The sequence below is a fragment of the Candidatus Zixiibacteriota bacterium genome (genome assembly GCA_018820315.1).
Classification (GTDB): Bacteria; Zixibacteria; MSB-5A5; order JAABVY01; family JAHJOQ01; genus JAHJOQ01.
The window spans coordinates 1-19,645 of sequence record JAHJOQ010000076.1; the positions used below are offsets into that span (position 1 = coordinate 1).

The window sequence follows — 19,645 nt, forward strand, 5'->3', positions numbered from 1 at the left end:
ACGGCAGAAAGAACCGAATGACGCTCCCTGAGAAGAATCTCAAGTCCTCAGTTTCCGCGATAAAGAGCGAAATCAAAGCCCTCATCAAACTTTTGTCTTGAAATTTCGGATTCAGATTGTAATATACAGCCAGTGTCGGGGAGTAGCGCAGCTTGGTTAGCGCGCTTGACTGGGGGTCAAGAGGTCGTCAGTTCAAATCTGATCTCCCCGACCATTTTTTTGCATCCCGGTAGATGCCAGTCCGAATAAGGTTGAAGTAAAGCCCAGATGTTTCATCTGTCTCAAATGTGAGTCGATTGTGAGATGCACATTTGCATCAAACGCACTACGGGAGGTCTATATGCGCTCTATTCTTGTCGTCTTGCTGTCAGTGTTGCTGCTGACAGTCAATTGCGGAGATCAGATCACCAACAACTATTACTCGCCGGATCCGAATGTCGGGATTACGGGACGAATCAGTCCGATCGATACCGGAGTTGTGACCGTCTTCGGGATCGCAACCGTCACTATCGACATCAACATAGATGGGTTCTTCAGTTTCGTTGATCTGCCTGAAGGAACGTATCATGTAGTTGTCTCTCCCGATCACTATTCCCGGCGAGAGATATTTGACGTTGCTGTGTGCTCGCACAGCGTAGAGAACCTTGGAGAGCTTGCCCTCTCGGACTATCCGTATCCGATTTACCAAACAATACCGGCCGATGGTGATGATTCTGTCCTTGTTCCTTTGTCCAGCCGGGGCCAGTCACTTACGATCTACGCCGACGAAGCGATCGACATGGAGGATCTTGCTGCAGAATGCGAGATACATCCAACGCTTGACGGCACCTGGCTGGAAACTCCGGCGAGATCGGGTAAGGAAAGCATATACCGCTTCTTACCTAATGACAGAATGCAGCCGGGAACAGAATACACGGTAGTAATCGATGCGTCTGTCAGGACCGTCGAGGGTGTGCCACTTGGATCTGACATGCAGTTCAGCTTCACCACTGAGCCTCTCAGTGTTAGTGTCGATCTGCCATCGACGAGCAGACTCGGAGGCATCCCTATCAGGGAATTCTATCCCATATTGTCGTTCAATGGCTATGTTGATCCTGACTCTCTTGAGGCGGCCGTTCAGTATGAGCCGGAGATCCCAGGTATGTGGTATCCGATCAGCAGCAGCGAATCCCAGGACGAGGATGGCGGGACATTTAGTCGCTTCACGTTCTTCCCAACGGACTTGCCACTCGATCCGCAGACCGACTATGTTATAACGATAGATGCCGAGACTGGATTGGCCGGCGGAGTCAGCTTGCCGGAGCCATGCACATTGGGATTCACGACAGAGCGGCTTGGTGTAGTCTCGGCCTATCCTCCAGATGGACAGCCTAATGTATATTCATATGTCGACATAAGGCTGATGTTTAACACAGAGATGGATAGCTCCACGACTACGGCAGCATTTACACTTTCGGAGTTGGACGGTGAAGACGTGCATGGCACCTTTTCATGGTCCGGTAATTACGGCGCATCCACTATGTACTTCGATCCATCGGACGAATTGACGTCGGGGGCCATATACAAGATATCTCTCAGTAGCGCTGCCCAGACTGCTTCAGGAGGGAATCTGACAGAAGAGTTCGTGTCACTGTTCGGCGTGCGCTAGAGATTGATTGAAAGGTCAGTGCGGCAGCAGCCCGCCGAGGCGCTTCGATTTTCTCATTGCGTCACGGCTGAATGACGCATAATATCAGCAGTATGAATTCCGAATCTGTCTTGATCATCATACCGGCATTCAATACTGCGGATTCTATTTGCACACTGATCGGACAAGTGCTTGACCACGCTTCGCCCGATAATATTCTTGTCATTGATGATGGATCTGCGGATGAAACAGCCCGACTGGCTGAACAGACAGGGGTTAGGATTATCTCTCACGACGTCAATCTCGGCAAGGGCGCAGCTCTCAAGACAGGCTTCAGAGTAGCCTTGGATGAGAAATATAGGTATGTTCTGACAATGGATGCCGATCTGCAGCACCCGGCGAAGTGTGTACCCGATTTTCTGGAAGTCGCGGCGTCGGGTTGCTATGATATGGTGATAGGCGTAAGAGACAGATCGGAGAAGATGCCTCCACATCGCGCATTCGCCAATTTCACAACTTCGATTCTGATATCGCTTCTTACCGGAGTGCTCATTAAGGATTCGCAGTCAGGTTTCAGACTTATCAGCACTCGTCTAATCAGATCGGTCAGCCTGAGAGGGGAAAGATACGATCTCGAGTCGGAGATGCTGCTGAAAGCGGGGTTGGCCCGGTTCTCGATAGGCGAGATCGCCATTCCGACCGTTTATGACGGTTCCGCAAGTTCAATCAATCCTGTTGTTGACGGACTGCGATTTCTCAAGCTCTTGAGAGAAAGCCTCTTCTGGTAAGCTTGCGTTTTGCGACAACTTATACTATATATTTGCCTTTGAAAGCAGGAAATTGATGGCGACGAAACGCGATAACAATCTGATACTTCTTACCAACGATGACGGATACTTCGCGCCCGGCTTGAAAGCTCTTGAGCGCGAGATCAGGAAGCTCGGCGAGGTTGTTATTGTAGCGCCTGACCGGGAACAATCGGCATCGAGTCATTCCCTCACTATGCAGAGACCGCTCAGAATCAACAAGCATGAAGACAACTGGTTCTCTGTCGACGGCACTCCGACTGACTCGGTGATGATCGCGGTGCACGCTCTCCTGAAGAAAAGAAGACCCGACTTCATCATCTCCGGGATCAACCACGGACCCAATATGGGTGATGATGTTACTTATTCCGGGACAGTAGCTGCAGCAATCGAAGGATCGATTCTCGGCATTCCGTCAATTGCAGTGTCACTCGCAGACTGGGATGCGACCGACTATGCGCCATCCGCGATAGCAGTGCGCAAAATCCTCAGACAAGTGATGCACTGGCCGTTTCCTGAGTTTACTCTGCTGAACGTCAATATTCCATATCTCGGTCAGAAACCTTACAAGGGCGCAAAAATCACCAAGCTTGGTAAGCGAGTCTATAATGACATCATTGTCGAGAAGACAGACCCGCGCGGTAAGCACTACTACTGGATCGGCGGTGAGCCGGAGTGGTTCGAAATTGATGGTTCTGATTACTCCGCGGTTAATGCGGGATACATTTCCATCACCCCGCTGGCCATCGACATGACTTCGCATTCAACCTATCGCGAATTCCGGGATATGAGAGTGAAGGTTTGACGTCTTCGGTTCTTGAGGTGGTCTGTTCCCTGAAATCGGACGCTCGTCCCGATGACATCATCAAAAAAGTGTTGACAAATGCGAAAAAGTCGATAACATCCATTGACCCTCAATATCGGGGCGTAGCTCAGTATGGTAGAGCACTTGGTTCGGGACTAAGGGGTCGCTGGTTCAAATCCAGTCGCCCCGATATTGAAAAACAGGGTTCCCGGAAACTAATCTATGACCAACCCAGAGCGAAAGTACTATATTGGCGTGATTGGCGCCGGTCAGTGTTCGCCTGTGGTCAAGAAGCTGGCGTTTGAGGTTGGCAGGCAGATTGCCAAATCGAACGCCATTCTAGTCTGTGGCGGATTGGGGGGAGTGATGGAGTCAGCCGCTGAAGGAGCAAAGTCAGAGGGAGGCACAACCATCGGAATTCTTCCCGGAAGAAACAGGGGGGATGCGAACAGATTCATCGATTTTGCCATTCCGACAGGCATCGGTGAAGCGAGAAACTTGGTTGTCATTAATGCAAGCGACGCAATAGTCGCACTTCCAGGAAAATTCGGCACACTCTCCGAATTCGGTTTTGCACTTAAACTCAATAAGCCGGTAGTCAACATGGGCGGCTGGGATCTCAAGGAAGCCGCGGTAAGCTCAGACAATCCAGAGGAGGCAGTGAGATTAGTTCTTCAGAAAATAGCAGCAAAGTAGACTTCGTCTGCGCCAGAGTCCTGATATCCGGTATGGTTCAGGGAGTAGGATTCAGGTACTTCACGACTTCGACGGCACAAAACCACAGTGTCACCGGTTACATACGAAATCTGGATACCGGCGATGTGCAGATCGAAGTGGAGGGATCGAAGGAAGAGGTCATGCAGTTTCTTTTGGCTGTCAAGAAGGGGCCGAAATGGTCCCATATCGAGAATTTTCAGGTCGAGTGGAAGAAGTACGAGGAGAACTACGATCAGTTTTTCGTAAAATATTAATCAGCTTATGACAGAAGAATATTTCAAAACAAAAATACGCAGCATCCCCGATTTTCCAAAGAAGGGGATAATGTACAGGGACATTACCACGTTGACGTCCGATTCAGAGGCGTTTGCTATGGCGATCGATGTTATCTTCGATCGAAGCCATGATTTGGGGATTACAAAGGTCGTCGCGATTGAGTCCAGAGGGTTTGTATTCGGATCTGCCCTCGCATACAAGCTCGGCTGCGGCATGGTCCTGGTGCGCAAGCCGGGAAAGCTCCCGTTTGAGATCGTCAGCGAAGATTACACGCTGGAATACGGTACTGATCGAATCGAGATTCATTCAGACGCGTTGACGCCAACGGATAGAGTGATGATTGTAGACGACCTCGTGGCGACAGGGGGGACTCTTTTGGCCTGCTGTCATCTTGTCGAGAAACTCGGTGCCGGGATTGCCTGTGTGGCAACTGTTGTAGAATTGTCACATCTCGGTGGCCAGAATAGATTCAGCGACTACAACTACTTTTCGTTGGTTAAATACGATAGCGGCTAGCTTCCCCGGTCAAACTGTCAATTCAAGCCTCATTTTTGAATTCTATTGACTAATCTCTCCAAAGAACATAAGATATGTCGCGTCTGCCCCCGTAGCTCAGTTGGACAGAGCAGTGGTTTCCTAAACCGCGGGTCGGGTGTTCGAGTCACCCCGGGGGTATTTTTATCTTATGGGGACGGAATCATGTTGAAGCGCAACTGTCCCGCAAGAGCGTTTCCAGCCTCGGACTTTCAACAAACCGAGGGTTTCATCGTCCTAAGAACGTAAGTCGTTTTGCGTTACGCGGGAGAAATGTTTAAAAAAGGTTTGACTCCTGTAGCCAATGTGTTATATTTTTTGCCAAAATTTTTGACAAGCGGATTGGGAGGAACTGCTCTAATGAAAACCAAGATATTGTTGCTGATCACTCTTCTATTGATGGTTCTAATCGAAATCGCCCCAGGGCAGGCATATTACGGACTCGATAGAAACTGGCTCGGTTCGGGAGTGCGCGCCCGGAGTATGGGCGGTGCGTTCATCGGCCTGGCGAACGATGCCTCAGCCATCACGTGGAATCCGGCGGGATTGATCCAGACTCTCGATCCACAGATATCTTTTTCAGGATCGTACACAAGACCTAACTCCACAATCGATCTGGACTATGGCACCTTCATGGGTGGGCGACTTGCCGTAAATGACAACAGATTCAACATTAATTACGCTTCATTTCTGGCTCCATTGACAATCAAGGAACACCAGTTTTCAGCAAGCATCGCTTATCAGAAGCTGGATGAGATCAACCACGCCGAAATGCAGAATCCGTATATCTATGTTCCAATCATCTACTACCAATGGGATTCGGTGGTTGTCTCGCACCTTGAAGAGGCGGTCACCGGCGGGATGGATGTTGTCAATCTCGGGTTCGGAACTTCGATTATGGGAGGTCTCGCGGTTGGTGCCGCAGCCAACATTTATATCGGTACGGCGGATGAGAATTATGATGTAACGGCCGAATGGATGGATACGAAAGGCGCGGGCCAGTACGAGCAGGATGTCAGGCGGCTTTTTAGAGCGCACAGCCTATTCGATGTTAGCTATAGTGGATTTAACATGACATTCGGTTTGCACTATACATGGAACAAACTGAAAATCGGCGCCGTCGCAAAGACTCCGTTCGAGATCACGAGAAAGTATGATATCATTCAGAATGATACAGTATGGGAAACCGCGACTGATTTGTACGTCATTGTGCCTCAGTCTGATAAAGCGGATTTCTTCCTGACCGACAAAAAACAGAAGCTGGAGCAGCCTCTCACACTCGGTATGGGGCTGGCCTACAATGTCAAACCGAATTTCGTCATGAGCGGAGATTTCGAATGGAGGCGGTTCGGCAGAACGAGCGTCTCGGTTCTCGACAGCTCATTCATCAGAAGCTCTGGCCAGAAGGACGAGTTCTATACGAAATATCCTTCCGGTTTCAGGAATGCAGGTGAAGGCCGCATCGGATTTGAATATATGTTAGAGAGCGACAAAGCGAAAATTCCTATCAGGGGTGGATTTAGATATATCCAGCACTATGATGCGGATGTCGATATGGCGGTTACAGCCTATGGCAGAACGGAAGATCAGATATTCATCATTGCCCAGGGGATTGCTACGGGCGATAGAATGACAGCCTATGCGCTCAGTGGCGGAACTGGTGTTCACTGGAGTAGGATATGGCTCGATGCCGGTTTTGAGTATTATACGCAGGATAGGACTGTGGTCGGAGCGGATATAGATTTCTATACCGAACTCTTCCCGAGTAAGCCCTTCACAGGCGACAATAAGCTGACCAGAACACGGTTCTCTCTGAATTTTACCGGCTTCTTTTAGACCGGGACCCGATCAACGGGATCGATGCGAAACAGATGCGGCTTAAGCCGTATAGAAATAAGGCGATACTGATTGTATAAGGGTACAATCCGATAGCGCTCTTGAAAGGATCGACAAGTATGGCGACCAGGCAGAAGCTGACAAAGCAGCAGATGAAGCAGGATAAGTTCATAACTTTGGTATTCAGGGCACAGGAGTACTTCACGGGACACACAAGCAAGTTCCTCCTGGGCATTGGCGCCATTGTTGTGATCGCGATTGCGGTTTTCCTGATAACCTCTCAGGGGCAGACAAAGGCGCGAGAAGCGAATGACATCCTGGGTCGGGCATCGGTCGAATTCAGAAGCGGCAATTTCCAGCTTGCGGCGGTGGATTTCCAGAACATCCTTGACAATTTTGGTGGCACTGAATCAGCAAAGCTGGCAAGCTACTATATCGCAAATGCCTACTTCAATCTGGAAAACTACGATCAGGCAGAAGAGTATTTTCGCCTCCATTATGACAAATACCGCTACGATGACATGCTGAGCGCAAATGCCCTCGCTGGAATTGGACACTGCCTCAGAGCCAAGGGCCTGATGAAGGAAGCTGCGGACGAGTTTTTTGAAGTATACCAGAAGTATCCCGATAGCTATATTGTCCCGGATTGCTTGTTCATCGGCGCCAAGAGCTATGCCAGTGCCGACGATCGAGAGGATGCCCGGAAGTTGTACGACATCTATGTGAAGATACCGGGACAGGGACAGCGCGCACTCGAACTTGAGCAGTACCTCGTAGAGCATGGTGTGCTGGAGAGCACCACCAGTAACTACGATTGATCTATGTCGGCGAAGCCAGCCCCGCTCAAGGTAGTCTTCCTCTGGCATCAGCACCAGCCTTATTATAAGGACTTCGAGACTGATCGCTATGTCCTTCCGTGGGTGCGTCTGCACGGCACCAAGGACTATCTCGACATGGTCAGAATTCTCGATGAGTTCCCCGGAATCAAGCAGACGTTTAATCTGGTCCCATCTCTAATCGAACAGATTCAGGATTACACGCAGCATGATGCCGTAGACAATCATATGTCACTGACTCTTAAGAGGGCTGCCGATTTGACAGATGCTGAGAAAATCGAGATACTCTCGACCTTTTTCTCCGCGAATGTCGGTACAATGATAAAACCGCACCAACGATACTATCAGATTCACGAGAAAGTCATGCTTTGCAAGTCGGACCTGCAGAAAGCGGCGGATAGCATAACCGACCAGGAGTATATCGATCTGACGATATGGTCAAATTTGGTATGGATCGATCCTATGTTTCGATCGGATCCGGATATTGCGCGGCTCTTCGAGAAAAAGAACGGCTTCTCCGAAGAAGATAAGATTGGCTTATTTCAGTTTCAGAAAAGGCTGCTGTCGGAAATCATCCCTGCTCATCGCGATGCACAGGATCGGGGGCAGATAGAAGTGTCATTCTCGCCATACTTCCATCCGATCCTGCCGCTCCTGATCGACACGGATCTGGCCAGGGAGGCACTGCCTCGCATCAAACTCCCCTCGGAACGGTTTCAGCATCCGGAAGACGCGAGCCACCAGATAAAGATGTCGTGTGATATGTATCAGGAGCTATTCGGTCGACCTCTGACGGGAATGTGGCCCTCCGAGGGTTCTGTTGCCGAACCGCTGATCCCCCTGTTCCTGGATCACAATGTGAAATGGATTGCGACGGATGAGGACGTACTTTTCGAGTCCGCCGACGCCCTTTCAAAGGCAGATGCTGGCACGAGACAGATCGCGCTGCACAGGCCATATAGGCTCAAAAGAGACAGCGGGGAACTGGGTATACTCTTCAGAAACCATGCCCTCTCCGACAAAATCGGATTTGTGTACTCAGGGTGGGACCCGGAGAAGGCGGCCCATGATTTCGTAAGCAGTCTGCTGGATATCCGAAAATCGCTTGGCAGGGAGAACCTGAAGGAATGCGTCGTACCTATCATTCTTGATGGCGAGAATGCATGGGAATATTACAAGAATGACGGTGTCGATTTCATCAGAGCACTATATTCGAACCTTTCTAAAGATGACAAAATCGAAACGATTACAGTATCAGAGGCATTTGCAGCCGTCGACAAACCACAGAACTTGCCTCGCCTCTTCGCCGGATCTTGGATCAACCACGATTTCAGAGTCTGGATCGGGCATGACGAGGATAACAAGGCTTGGGATTTCCTGTCTCGCGCCAGGAATGCATTGGTTGAGTACGAAAGAGTAACTCCAGAGGCAACCCCTGAGACTCTGAAACAGGCATGGAAAGAAATATTCATTGCTGAAGGATCAGATTGGTGCTGGTGGTACGGGGATGACCATTCGTCGAATCAGGATGACATCTTTGACAGTCTGTTTCGGTCTCATCTTTTAGCGGTGTACAAACTCATTGAGAAAGATCCTCCCGAAGAGCTGCTGCAACCTATTCGCGGCATTAGAGGTGTCAGCGGAATCGAACAGCCACTCGGATTGGTTTCTCCGACAGTCGACGGTCTTGTGACTACGTTTTATGAGTGGCATGATTCCGGAATGCTCGATTGCATGAAGGCTGGGTCGGCCATGCACAGAGCAATCAATGTGGTGCATGCGTTCCATTTCGGCTTTGATGATGACAACATATATTTCAGACTCGATCTCTTCACCCGCGCTGAGGATGATGCGGCAGCTGAGTTTGAGTTTCAGATCGAGCTGAAGGCTGCAAGAGATTATGTCATTACGGTGAAAAGGGAGGGGACTCAGATCGCATCCCGCGAACTGAACGCAAAGGAGTACATTGACAATGAATTCAAAGGTCAGGTTGCTCTGAAGAAGGTCCTCGAAGTGTCGATTCCCCGCTCTGAAATCGCCTTTGACAAGGAATTCAGAGCAGATCTTGCGGTCGAAGTGGTCAGGCGATCAGAGCAGATCGAGCGCTGGCCAGCCTATGATATGATCCACACAACAATGCCGACAAGAAACGAATCCACCTTCTGGCAAGTCTGACAACTCCAATCGAACAAACAGGTGCATGACCGGAATACCCCGGGAGTCCTGCCGAGTCACTTACATCCCTGAACACAACTTGACCCTTGCCACGTACACTGCAATATGCTATAATTGCACCGGCAATAATTCAGAACTCAACGATTTGCCGCGATAGTTTTGCGGCGTTTCAAGTTGCAGATGGCAAGAAAGAAACAGCCCCGCACAAGAAGAAAGAAAGACTCTTTCGCGAGAGATTTTGTTCTGCCTCTTTGGTTTCGCGTTCGACTTCCATTACTTCTGATTGCACTGGCTCTAATCCCAAGATTGCTGGCACTGTTTGACTTAAGCGACTCACCGATTTACCTGCATCCGGTGATTGACAGCCAGACCTATCACGAAATGGCTGCTCAAATTGCGGCTGGTGATGTAATCGGACACTCGACATTCTGGCAGGCTCCTCTTTACCCGTACTTTCTGGGAGTCCTCTACTGGCTGTTCGGTGTCAGTATCACGGCAGCCAAGCTTGTGCAAGTGCTGATCTCAGCAGTGAATTGCTATCTCATTTTCAGACTGGCCGCAAAGGTATTAGACAGGAGAGTCGCGTGGCTCGCATTCGGAATTGCCGCGATATACGGTCCATTCATCTTCTTTGCGACTGAACTGCTCGCACCGGTGTTGCTCAATTTCCTGATACTTCTTGCAATCAATATACTGATATCCTATAAAGCCTCCTCGCGACCGCTCAAGACCATTCTTGTCGGTTTCATTCTGGGGTTGGCGCAAATAGGTCATGGCTTGATAGCTGCGTTTATACCACTGCTCATCGTGTGGCTCTTCTATTTCCATTATCGAGGGAACAACCGATTGCTGCCCGGACTCAAGTCGTCTGGCTTCTTGCTTATCGGGTTCTTATCTTTGGTCGCAGTGACCACCGTGCGCAATTACGCGGTCGACCACGAACTGACTCTGGTGTCAGCCAACGTCGGGGCGAATTTCTATCTCGGAAATCATCCGAATTATGACAGCACGACCGCAATCAGACCGGGTCTTGAATGGGACGAATGTATTCAGGAGGCAGCGGTTCACGGTCAGGCGACGCCTGCGCAGTCATCAGCCTACTTCACATCAAAGGCCATCGATAATCTCGGCGACGATCCGTTAGCATTTCTTGGTTTGCTTGCTAAGAAAGCCTATCTGCTAACTGCAGGGGAGGAGATCAAGCGGAATCTCGACATCTATCATTTCAAGCGATATTCGACGGTGCTCGACGTTCTCATCTGGCGGCATGTGATAGCATTCCCGACAGGGATCATTTTGCCGCTCGCCCTCTGCTGGATGATATTTTTCATCTTCAAACCGCCCGACGTCCAGAGCCGCGAAGTCTGGCTGTTGCTGGCGTTTGTGTTCTCACAGGCGGCGGCAATTCTGCTGTTCTTTGTCTCATCCCGCTACCGTCTGACCATTATGCCGATGGCAATCATTTTTGCATCGGCGCTGATCATTCAGTTAGTTGCACCGCTGAGATCCGGCAAGTCAGGAAAGATCGCAGTACAGGTTGGGCTGATCGTTGTATTGCTGCTATCCTGCAACATCCCTCGGATTGAGCAATCACCAAAGGATGAGGCTGAGAATCTCTTCTATGAGGGACTGGCGTTTGCACAGGGGGGAGACTGCGACACAGCGATCAATCTGTATCGCGCGGCAGTCGATTTGAACCACAATTATGCGATGGCAGAGTATAACATGGCGCTGTGTTACGGTATCACACAGCAAATAAACCTTGCTGAGCAGTCGCTCGATAGTGTTGTCGCCAGGAATCCGAAGTCCTTCATGGCAAAGCTTGTTGTCGGTAAAGCTCAACTTGATATGGGCAACCGCGAGAAAGCTGAAGAGCTTTTCGGTAAGGTCCTCCAAATGAACCCGAATTCAGTCGAGGCACGAATCAATCTAGGCGAGATATTCAGATTGAAGATGGATTCCACGCAGGCGTTGCAGTATCTCAGATCGGCCATTGCGATTGATCCCAAGGCATACAAAGCGTACAATCAGATGGGTGCCGTGTACATGGAAAACAACATGATGAACGAAGCGGAACGCTGTTTCTACACGTCTTTCCAACTCAACGGCTCCTATGCCAAAGCACTGATTAACCTCGGATCCGTCTATGGAACGACCGGCCGAATGCACGAGGCTGAGAGATGTTTCGAACGTGCGGTGGAGATTGATCCTAACGACATCACCGGTCTGCTCAACTATGGCGCAGTCATGCTGAAGCAGGCGGAGCCTGCCGCTGCTTTGGAGCTATTTAATCGAGCCGTAATGATTGCACCCGAAACACCGCAGACTCATCATTACAGAGGTGTTGCGCTGCTCAGCCTCCGGCAGACTCCGGAGGCGAAGCGATCATTCCAGAGGGCATTGAAACTCGATCCCGATTTCGCACCGGCAAGGCAACAGTTGGAGAAGATGGGCGCAAATCAGTAATCCTCTGGTGCCAAGAAAACCGTTTCTTACTCAGTGTAATTAGTCCACAATGTGAATGGAACAGATGGGATCGGCATTCGCGGCGGTACCTGCGAAAAAATATCCCCATCTGCTCTTGACTTCCGGAGGTAAATTATCAATATTGACTAGCTCTTGTAGGTTGCTTGAACGCAGACCATTAATGCCATGACTGATTTGGAGAGATTACTAACGAGTTCACCAGAGTTCGCATCGATAGTAGATGTTTTGCAGGGAAATAACTTACTCATATATATGGAATGAGGTGTCACTTATGGTAGGAATAGTGGGATACGGCGCCAAGATTCCCCGTCACAGAATCAAAGTTGAGGAAATTGCCAAGACATGGGGAGCCGATGCGCCATCCTATAAGAAGGGATTGCAGCTGTCCGAGAAGTCGGTTCCGGGACCCGATGTAGACACGATCACTCTCTCTGTGGAAGCCGCGAAATATGCACTAAAGCGCGCTGGGATATCCGGTTCCGAGATCGGTTCGGTTTACGTCGGTTCGGAGTCGCATCCGTACGCCGTGAAGCCATCGGGCACAGTGCTTGCTGAGGCGATCGGAGCGGTCAAAGACTGTCATTGCGCCGATTTTGAATTCGCATGCAAAGCTGGATCTGAGGCGATGTTCGTCTGTCTCGGTCTCGCTCAGTCAGGGTACGTGAAATACGGCCTTGCGGTCGGCGGCGATACATCACAAGGCGCGCCGGGCGATGCACTGGAATATTCGGCGGCTGCGGGATCGGCGGCCTTCATCATGGCAACAGACAAGGATAAGATCCTCGCGGAGATACTCCACACTCACTCATACATGTCCGACACTCCTGATTTCTGGAGGCGCGAGCATGAGCATTATCCGCAGCATGGCGGAAGATTTACCGGTGAGCCTGCTTATTTTGCACATGTGATGGGAGCTACCAAGGCGATTCTGGACAAGTCCGGTATGAAGCCGTCAGACTTCCAGTATGCGGTGTTCCATCAGCCGAACGGCAAATTTCCGATGCGTGTCGGCAAGATGCTCGGATTCAAGAAAGAACAGATAGAAACCGGATGGCTGGTGCCGGTCCTTGGCAACACATACTCCGGTGCCTCACCCCTCGGATTGACGGCTATTCTCGATGTCGCAAAGCCGGGCGACATGATTATGATGTGCTCTTATGGTTCCGGTGCCGGTTCTGATTCGTTCATCTGGAAGGTGACGGATCGGATCAAAGAGGTGCAGAATCTCTGTCCGAAGACTCGTACACAGCTCGATGAGCACAAGGTCTATGTCGACTACGGTACTTATGCTAAGTTCCGTAAGAAAATTCTGAAGAATAAGTGATGAGGTGAAGATATGAGAGAAGTTGCCATAATCGGCGTCGGCATGGGCAAATGGGGAGAGATCTGGAACGACTCGCTTCGAGATATCTATGTTGAAGCGGCAGTCTTAGCGCTCAAGGATGCCGGTATCGACAAAGTTGACAGCATGTATGTCGGCAGCATGACACCCGGGTTGTTCGTAGGTCAGGAACATCTCGGTTCGCTGTTGGCAGATTATCTTGGAATTAAGAACCTACCCTGCACACGCGTAGAATCAGCATGTGCATCGGGCGGTGTTGCGCTGAAATCTGCATTCCTGGAGGTAGCATCAGGTTATTCTGATCTGGTGATTGCCGGAGGAGTGGAAAAGATGACTGATTGTTCCGGTGATGACGCTACTTATGCGCTCGCGACAGCTGCGGATCAGGAATATGAAGTGTTCCACGGCGCGACGTTCCCGGGACTCTACGCAATGATGGCTCGCCGCCATATGTTTGAGTACGGAACTACTCGTGAACAGCTTGCGTATGTCGCTGTGAAAAATCACAAGAACGGCGCGAAGAACCCGAAGGCGCAGTATCCGTTTGAAGTCACATTGGAAGGCGTGATGTCATCTGTCATGGTTGCCGATCCGTTGCGCATCCTTGACTGTTCCCCGATCACTGACGGCGCAGCTTGTGTAGTACTTGCCGATCTCGAAACCGCGAAGAGAATCTGCAAGAAGCCGATAGTGAAGATACTCGGATTCGGACACGCAACCGACACCATCGCGCTGCACGCCCGCGAATCTTTGACAAGACTCGATGCCACGATTGTCGCGGCTGAGAGAGCATACAAGATGGCCGGTAAGAAGCCTTCCGACATCGATTTTGCGGAAGTGCACGACTGTTTCACAATCGCAGAGATCATCGTCTCTGAGGACCTCGGTTTCTTTGAGAAGGGGAAGGGCGGCCCGGCGGTCGAAGCTGGTGAAACTCAAATTGGTGGCAAGATTCCGATTAACACATCGGGAGGTTTGAAATCGAAAGGTCATCCAGTCGGCGCGACAGGCATCGCACAGGCAATCGAGATTGTCAGTCAGCTTCGCGGCGAAGCGGGCGACAGGCAGGTCAAGGGTGCAAAGGTCGGGCTGGCTCAAAACATGGGCGGCTCCGGCGGATCGTGCACTGTCCACATCATGGAGGTGGTCTGATGTTTCCAGCAAGAACATGGCGGGAGAACCCGCAGCGTTATAGATTAGAGGCGCAAAAATGCTCGAAGTGTTCGAGTGTTTACTTTCCACCCCGGAAAGTCGCTCCCGGCACTCTGGACGGTTCGTGTCTTGAGCCGTATACACTGCCAAATGACGGCACAATTTACACGTTTACAAGAATCAATGTTCCGCCAAATCAGTTCAAGGATGCCGCGCCATACGTTGTCGGCATCGTGGAATTGACGGATGGAACGAAGATCATGTGTCAGATCGCCGATACCGATGGGATGGAGCTGGAGATAGGGCAGAAAGTGAAACTGGAATTCAGAAGAGTCCAGACTGATGGTGAGCACGGAGTACTCGCGTACGGATACAAAGCCGTACCGGCAATTCCGGGTGTAACGACGGTTTAGGCGCATGTATCGTATCGAATCGAAGGTTGACACAAAATCTCCGGAGTTCAAAGCAAATCGTGACGAGATGCTGAAGCTCTCGTCGCAGCTTCGCGAGAATCTTGCCCGAGTCAAGAAGGGCGGTCCCGACTATATGGTCGAGCGGCATCATGCGCGCGGCAAACTTACCGCACGCGAGCGGCTCGATCTGTTGTTCGACAAGAATACTCCCTTCATAGAGCTGTCTCCACTCGCAGCGTGGGGAGAGTATAACGACGAGGCACCATCTGCCGGCGTGGTGACCGGCATCGGAGTTGTGCATGGTCGCGAGGTTCTTGTGGTTGCGAATGATGCAACCGTCAAGGGGGGTACATACTACCCGCTGACGATCAAGAAGCACATACGCGCACAGCAGGTCGCTATGGAAAATCGGCTGCCCTGTGTGTATCTTGTCGATTCCGGCGGCATATTTCTGCCGCATCAGTCGGGCTCGTTCCCCGATCAGTACCATTTCGGGCGCATCTTCTATAACCAAGCAAGACTTTCGGCGCTTGGCATACCTCAGATAGCGATTGTGATGGGATCATGCACCGCTGGCGGCGCCTATGTTCCGGCTATGTCCGACGAGGCAGTCATTGTGCGCAAGCAGGGGACTATTTTTATCGGCGGACCGCCATTGGTTAAGGCAGCGACGGGTGACACGGTAACGGACGAGGATCTCGGTGGAGCGGATGTCCACTGCAGGATTTCTGGAGTGGCTGATCACTATGCAAGAGATGACAAACACGCGGTGCAGATAGCGCGCAATATCATTGAATGCCTCGATCGTCAGAAGAAATTTCCGCTCGATATAACGACACCGGAAGAACCGTATTACGATCCTGAGGAGCTCTATGGCGTCGTGCCGGTTGACTTGAAGAGGGCATACGACACAAGAGAAGCGATTGCGCGGATTGTCGATGGCTCGAGGTTTCAGGAGTTCAAGGAGCTCTATGGCCTAACTCTCGTCTGCGGCTTCGCGCGGATAATGGGTTATCCGGTCGGAATCCTCGCAAACAACGGCGTGCTGTTCTCGGAGAGTTCTGTCAAGGGAGCCCATTTCATCGAGCTCTGCACTTCGAGAAAGATACCGTTGTTATTCCTTCAGAACATCACCGGTTTCATCGTCGGCAAACAGTATGAACATGGCGGCATCGCCAAGGATGGTGCGAAGCTAGTGCATGCCGTCGCTAACGCGGATGTGCCGAAATTCACTGTCATCGTCGGCGGGTCATATGGGGCCGGGAACTATGCGATGTGCGGAAGGGGCTACTTCCCAAGGCTTCTCTGGATGTGGCCTAATTCCAAGATTTGCGTGATGGGCGGAGAGCAGGCGGCAGATGTCCTGCTAACAGTCAAGATGAGACAATTGAAGAAAAAGGGAATCGAGATGACGCCGGAGGAACAGCAGGAATTCAAGAATCCCACTATGGAAAAATACGAAAGCGAATCATCCCCTTACTACTCGACTTCTCACATATGGGATGACGGGATCATTGATCCTGTCGACACGCGCACACTGCTCGGTCTCGGTATCGCAATGTCACTCAATCAGCCGATACCGGATCAGCACTACGGTGTATTCAGAATGTAAGGGGACATAATGAAGTATGTGACTCTCACCTACGAGCGACTGCATGGTGTCGGCCGCATCACATTCTCCAGGCCGGAGATTCACAATGCGTTTAACGGTGTGATGATCGATGAGCTATATGATTTGTTCGATCGACTTAACCGCGACAAAGGTGTTCGTGTTGTTGTCCTGACAGGCGAAGGCAAATCTTTTTGCGCAGGTGCAGACCTCAACTGGATGCGAGCGGTGAAGGACTATTCCTACGAGAAGAACTTCTCAGAGTCTTTGAAGCTGGCAGAGGTCTTTCATTTGATCTATTCGTGTCCTAAGCCGGTTGTAGGAAGAATCAACGGCGCCGCAATTGGCGGTGGCACCGGATTCGTCGCCGTTTGTGATATTGCGATTGCATCCACAAATGCGGTCTTCTCATTTTCCGAAGTCAAGATTGGCGTCGTGCCCGCATGCATTTCACCTTACGTAATTAAGCGTGTAGGAGAGGGCCGCGCGCGCGAATTCTTTCTCACAGGTGAACGACTTACAACCGATCAGGCATTACAGTCAGGACTCATCAATCGTGCTGTACCCCCTGAGGATTTGGATGCTGAGGTTGATGCGATGGTAGCGCAGTTGATTTCGTCCGGACCCAAGGCGTTGAAGTGCTGCAAAGACCTCCTGGATACCGTGTCCGATCAATCTCTTCAGGACGCAAAAATACACACTGCAAGGGTGATCGCCAATCTTCGCAAATCTGACGAAGGTCAGGAGGGTATGGATGCGTTCCTGAACAAGCGTAAGCCGAATTGGGTGCGCGAGTGAATGAGAGTTATGATTTGTGAAAGCAGGTGCGAATAATGGCTGATGCGATGTTTAACAAGATATTGATTGCCAACAGAGGTGAAATTGCATGCAGGATTATTCATGCCTGTAAAGAAATCGGGATTCCTTCGGTAGTGGTCTACTCGGAGGCTGATTCGAAAGCGCTGCACGTACTGAACGCTGACGATGCCGTCTGCATAGGACCGCCCGAGCCTATGCAGAGCTATCTTGCAATCGATAAGGTGATTGCTGCGGCAAAGGAGACCGGCTGCTGCGCAATACATCCGGGGTACGGCTTCCTTGCCGAGAATCATCAATTCGCACAAAAGTGCAAAGATGCCGGTCTGGTCTTTATCGGTTCAAGCCCCGAATCTATACGCGTAATGGGAAACAAGGTCGAGGCACGCCAGATGATGATTGCCGCTGGAGTGCCGGTTATTCCCGGAATGCAGGCCTCTGCGAAGGATGTTAAGCTATTCGCATCGGAAGCTGACAAAGTCGGCTACCCTGTTCTGCTCAAGGCCGCGGCTGGTGGTGGCGGCAAAGGGATGAGGGTCGTCGAGAAGCAGGATGACCTTGCTGCGGCGCTCGAAGGCGCGCAGCGCGAAGCAAAATCTGCATTTGGAGATGATTCGGTTTATCTCGAAAAGTACATCGAGAACCCAAGACATATTGAATTCCAGGTATTCGGAGACTCGCATGGCAATGCAGTTCATCTCTTCGAACGCGAGTGCTCGATTCAACGCCGTCATCAGAAAATTGTCGAAGAGACGCCGTCTGTGGCACTGACACCGGAGATTCGTGCCGCAATGGGCAAGGCGGCTGTCAAGGTCGTCAAGTCGTGCGACTACTCAAGCGCCGGTACAGTTGAATTCCTGCTCGACAAGAACGGCAATTACTATTTTCTCGAAATGAACACGCGTATTCAGGTCGAGCATCCTATAACAGAAGCTGTGGTCGGAGTCGATCTGGTTGTCGAACAGATCAAAGTCGCCGCAGGAGCCCATTTGTCGTTCAATCAAGATGATCTTCGACAAGTCGGACATGCCATTGAATGCCGTGTCTATGCCGAAGATGCTGCCAACAACTTCCTGCCTGCGGCGGGCACAGTCCACTACCTGAAAGAACCATCTGGACCCGGCATAAGAGTCGACAGCGGCATCTATTCAGGTGCTGAAGTCTCGGTCTACTATGATCCGATTCTATCGAAGCTCATAGCATGGGGACCGACTCGTGAGGCTGCACGCAAAAGAATGCTGAAGGCACTCTCCGAATATGTTGTACTCGGAGTGACAACTCAAATCGACTATTTGCGTGATGTACTGAGTCATAAAGAATTTATCGAAGGCAGGACGTACACTAACTTCATTCCGACGCACATGGCAGACTGGAAGCAGCGTGGCACGTCGGATGATTCGCTTCCTCTGGTGCTTGCAGCAGGAGCGCTCTCTGGGCAGCTGTCGCGCAATACAGCCTCGGTATTTGGAGAGGCTGCGCAACCGACGCCGTGGGAGACAGTCGGCAAATGGGAAATCGGAATGGGATCGTGAAATGAATTACGAATATCGCATCGCTGATGGGACTTACTCTATTTCTCTCGATAAATCCGAAAATGGCTATAATCTTTCTATCGGAGATAAGACTCTCGCACTGTCTGCAATCAAAATAGACGACAACTCATTCATTCTGCGAGCGAACGGCATCAACAAAGTCATTCATGTCGCGAGAACCAATGGCAGAGTCTTTGTACATCTCGATGGCGCGATACATGTGCTTGAAGATGTTCTTGCCGAGGAGGCCTCCGGTGGGTCTTCCGCTGAGATCGTAGATGGTGTGCAGAGAATCCTCGCGCCAATGCCGGGCAAGCTGGTCAAAGTCATGGTTTCCGAAGGTGACAAGGTCGCGAAAGGAACGAATGTTTGCATTGTCGAGGCGATGAAGATGGAAAATGTCGTTCAGGCGAAGCTGGATGGCATAGCCAGGAACATATCCTTCAAAGCAGGTGATCTGGTGGACACTGAGACCCCGATTTTGGAGATTATAGCAGAAGAATAGACTATCATTACCACGCAATCTTCCCAAACGATATCCGTAGAAGTTCGCACTATTTGTCATGCACGTAACTCTCTGACACATAATATATTAACGTATCTCTTGCTTACACTCCGACTATTTATTAAATTATAAAGTTATTTGGGAAAAAAATCACTTGCACACTTCTCGATGCGCAAG

At 50.6% G+C, this 19,645-nt stretch carries 17 protein-coding genes and 3 tRNA genes; all 20 read left to right on the forward strand.

Features of this window, described 5'->3' with window-relative positions; genetic code table 11:
• Nucleotides 1-136 precede the first annotated feature (136 nt).
• The 20 genes from KKH67_07360 to KKH67_07455 all read left to right on the forward strand — a co-directional run bounded on the left by KKH67_07360 (nucleotide 137) and on the right by KKH67_07455 (nucleotide 19,468).
• A tRNA-Pro gene (locus KKH67_07360) sits at nucleotides 137-214 on the forward strand.
• Between the two features lie 126 nt (nucleotides 215-340).
• Nucleotides 341-1,648 (forward strand): Ig-like domain-containing protein, encoded by a 1,308-nt coding sequence (locus tag KKH67_07365; protein MBU1319001.1) that lies wholly within the window; start codon nucleotides 341-343, stop codon nucleotides 1,646-1,648.
• 92 nt (nucleotides 1,649-1,740) lie between these two features.
• Entirely contained in the window at nucleotides 1,741-2,415 is a 675-nt protein-coding gene (locus KKH67_07370) for a glycosyltransferase family 2 protein (protein MBU1319002.1), read from the forward strand.
• Between the two features lie 55 nt (nucleotides 2,416-2,470).
• Nucleotides 2,471-3,238 (forward strand): 5'/3'-nucleotidase SurE, encoded by a 768-nt coding sequence (gene surE, locus KKH67_07375; GenBank protein MBU1319003.1) that lies wholly within the window; start codon nucleotides 2,471-2,473, stop codon nucleotides 3,236-3,238.
• Between the two features lie 116 nt (nucleotides 3,239-3,354).
• Nucleotides 3,355-3,428, forward strand: a tRNA-Pro gene (locus KKH67_07380).
• Between the two features lie 32 nt (nucleotides 3,429-3,460).
• Entirely contained in the window at nucleotides 3,461-3,934 is a 474-nt protein-coding gene (locus KKH67_07385) for a TIGR00725 family protein (GenBank protein MBU1319004.1), read from the forward strand.
• 32 nt (nucleotides 3,935-3,966) lie between these two features.
• On the forward strand, nucleotides 3,967-4,209 hold the full coding sequence (locus KKH67_07390) for an acylphosphatase (GenBank protein ID MBU1319005.1): 243 nt from the start codon (nucleotides 3,967-3,969) through the stop codon (nucleotides 4,207-4,209).
• A 7-nt stretch (nucleotides 4,210-4,216) separates the two neighbouring features.
• On the forward strand, nucleotides 4,217-4,747 hold the full coding sequence (locus KKH67_07395; GenBank protein MBU1319006.1) for an adenine phosphoribosyltransferase: 531 nt from the start codon (nucleotides 4,217-4,219) through the stop codon (nucleotides 4,745-4,747).
• An 85-nt stretch (nucleotides 4,748-4,832) separates the two neighbouring features.
• A tRNA-Arg gene (locus KKH67_07400) sits at nucleotides 4,833-4,906 on the forward strand.
• 219 nt (nucleotides 4,907-5,125) lie between these two features.
• A complete protein-coding gene (locus tag KKH67_07405; protein MBU1319007.1) occupies nucleotides 5,126-6,601 on the forward strand; it encodes a hypothetical protein in 1,476 nt (491 codons plus the stop codon).
• A 119-nt stretch (nucleotides 6,602-6,720) separates the two neighbouring features.
• Nucleotides 6,721-7,419, forward strand: a complete 699-nt coding sequence (locus tag KKH67_07410; GenBank protein ID MBU1319008.1) for a tetratricopeptide repeat protein — start codon at nucleotides 6,721-6,723, stop codon at nucleotides 7,417-7,419.
• A 3-nt stretch (nucleotides 7,420-7,422) separates the two neighbouring features.
• Nucleotides 7,423-9,612 carry a glycoside hydrolase gene (locus KKH67_07415; GenBank protein MBU1319009.1) on the forward strand — a complete coding sequence of 730 codons (2,190 nt, stop codon included), beginning with the start codon at nucleotides 7,423-7,425 and terminating at the stop codon, nucleotides 9,610-9,612.
• Between the two features lie 180 nt (nucleotides 9,613-9,792).
• Entirely contained in the window at nucleotides 9,793-12,078 is a 2,286-nt protein-coding gene (locus tag KKH67_07420) for a tetratricopeptide repeat protein (protein MBU1319010.1), read from the forward strand.
• Between the two features lie 292 nt (nucleotides 12,079-12,370).
• Nucleotides 12,371-13,423: a hydroxymethylglutaryl-CoA synthase gene (locus tag KKH67_07425; protein ID MBU1319011.1), complete on the forward strand. Its 1,053-nt coding sequence runs from the start codon at nucleotides 12,371-12,373 to the stop codon at nucleotides 13,421-13,423.
• A 12-nt stretch (nucleotides 13,424-13,435) separates the two neighbouring features.
• Nucleotides 13,436-14,593, forward strand: a complete 1,158-nt coding sequence (locus KKH67_07430) for a thiolase domain-containing protein (protein MBU1319012.1) — start codon at nucleotides 13,436-13,438, stop codon at nucleotides 14,591-14,593.
• Nucleotides 14,590-15,006, forward strand: a complete 417-nt coding sequence (locus KKH67_07435) for a Zn-ribbon domain-containing OB-fold protein (GenBank protein ID MBU1319013.1) — start codon at nucleotides 14,590-14,592, stop codon at nucleotides 15,004-15,006. Before KKH67_07430 ends, KKH67_07435 begins: the two co-directional genes overlap by 4 nt.
• A gap of 4 nt (nucleotides 15,007-15,010) precedes the next feature.
• Nucleotides 15,011-16,618, forward strand: a complete 1,608-nt coding sequence (locus KKH67_07440; protein ID MBU1319014.1) for a methylcrotonoyl-CoA carboxylase — start codon at nucleotides 15,011-15,013, stop codon at nucleotides 16,616-16,618.
• A gap of 9 nt (nucleotides 16,619-16,627) precedes the next feature.
• Nucleotides 16,628-17,413 (forward strand): enoyl-CoA hydratase/isomerase family protein, encoded by a 786-nt coding sequence (locus tag KKH67_07445; protein MBU1319015.1) that lies wholly within the window; start codon nucleotides 16,628-16,630, stop codon nucleotides 17,411-17,413.
• A 47-nt stretch (nucleotides 17,414-17,460) separates the two neighbouring features.
• Nucleotides 17,461-18,963: an acetyl-CoA carboxylase biotin carboxylase subunit gene (gene accC, locus KKH67_07450; protein ID MBU1319016.1), complete on the forward strand. Its 1,503-nt coding sequence runs from the start codon at nucleotides 17,461-17,463 to the stop codon at nucleotides 18,961-18,963.
• A 1-nt stretch (nucleotide 18,964) separates the two neighbouring features.
• Nucleotides 18,965-19,468 carry a hypothetical protein gene (locus tag KKH67_07455; protein ID MBU1319017.1) on the forward strand — a complete coding sequence of 168 codons (504 nt, stop codon included), beginning with the start codon at nucleotides 18,965-18,967 and terminating at the stop codon, nucleotides 19,466-19,468.
• Nucleotides 19,469-19,645: the final 177 nt, after the last annotated feature.

Coding starts and splice junctions, on each gene's coding strand:
- KKH67_07365 (MBU1319001.1), top strand. CDS start 341: ATGCGCTCTATTCTTGTCGTCTTGCTGTCAGTGTTGCTGCTGACAGTC.
- KKH67_07370 (MBU1319002.1), top strand. CDS start 1,741: ATGAATTCCGAATCTGTCTTGATCATCATACCGGCATTCAATACTGCG.
- surE (MBU1319003.1), top strand. CDS start 2,471: ATGGCGACGAAACGCGATAACAATCTGATACTTCTTACCAACGATGAC.
- KKH67_07385 (MBU1319004.1), top strand. CDS start 3,461: ATGACCAACCCAGAGCGAAAGTACTATATTGGCGTGATTGGCGCCGGT.
- KKH67_07390 (MBU1319005.1), top strand. CDS start 3,967: ATGGTTCAGGGAGTAGGATTCAGGTACTTCACGACTTCGACGGCACAA.
- KKH67_07395 (MBU1319006.1), top strand. CDS start 4,217: ATGACAGAAGAATATTTCAAAACAAAAATACGCAGCATCCCCGATTTT.
- KKH67_07405 (MBU1319007.1), top strand. CDS start 5,126: ATGAAAACCAAGATATTGTTGCTGATCACTCTTCTATTGATGGTTCTA.
- KKH67_07410 (MBU1319008.1), top strand. CDS start 6,721: ATGGCGACCAGGCAGAAGCTGACAAAGCAGCAGATGAAGCAGGATAAG.
- KKH67_07415 (MBU1319009.1), top strand. CDS start 7,423: ATGTCGGCGAAGCCAGCCCCGCTCAAGGTAGTCTTCCTCTGGCATCAG.
- KKH67_07420 (MBU1319010.1), top strand. CDS start 9,793: ATGGCAAGAAAGAAACAGCCCCGCACAAGAAGAAAGAAAGACTCTTTC.
- KKH67_07425 (MBU1319011.1), top strand. CDS start 12,371: ATGGTAGGAATAGTGGGATACGGCGCCAAGATTCCCCGTCACAGAATC.
- KKH67_07430 (MBU1319012.1), top strand. CDS start 13,436: ATGAGAGAAGTTGCCATAATCGGCGTCGGCATGGGCAAATGGGGAGAG.
- KKH67_07440 (MBU1319014.1), top strand. CDS start 15,011: ATGTATCGTATCGAATCGAAGGTTGACACAAAATCTCCGGAGTTCAAA.
- KKH67_07445 (MBU1319015.1), top strand. CDS start 16,628: ATGAAGTATGTGACTCTCACCTACGAGCGACTGCATGGTGTCGGCCGC.
- accC (MBU1319016.1), top strand. CDS start 17,461: ATGTTTAACAAGATATTGATTGCCAACAGAGGTGAAATTGCATGCAGG.
- KKH67_07455 (MBU1319017.1), top strand. CDS start 18,965: ATGAATTACGAATATCGCATCGCTGATGGGACTTACTCTATTTCTCTC.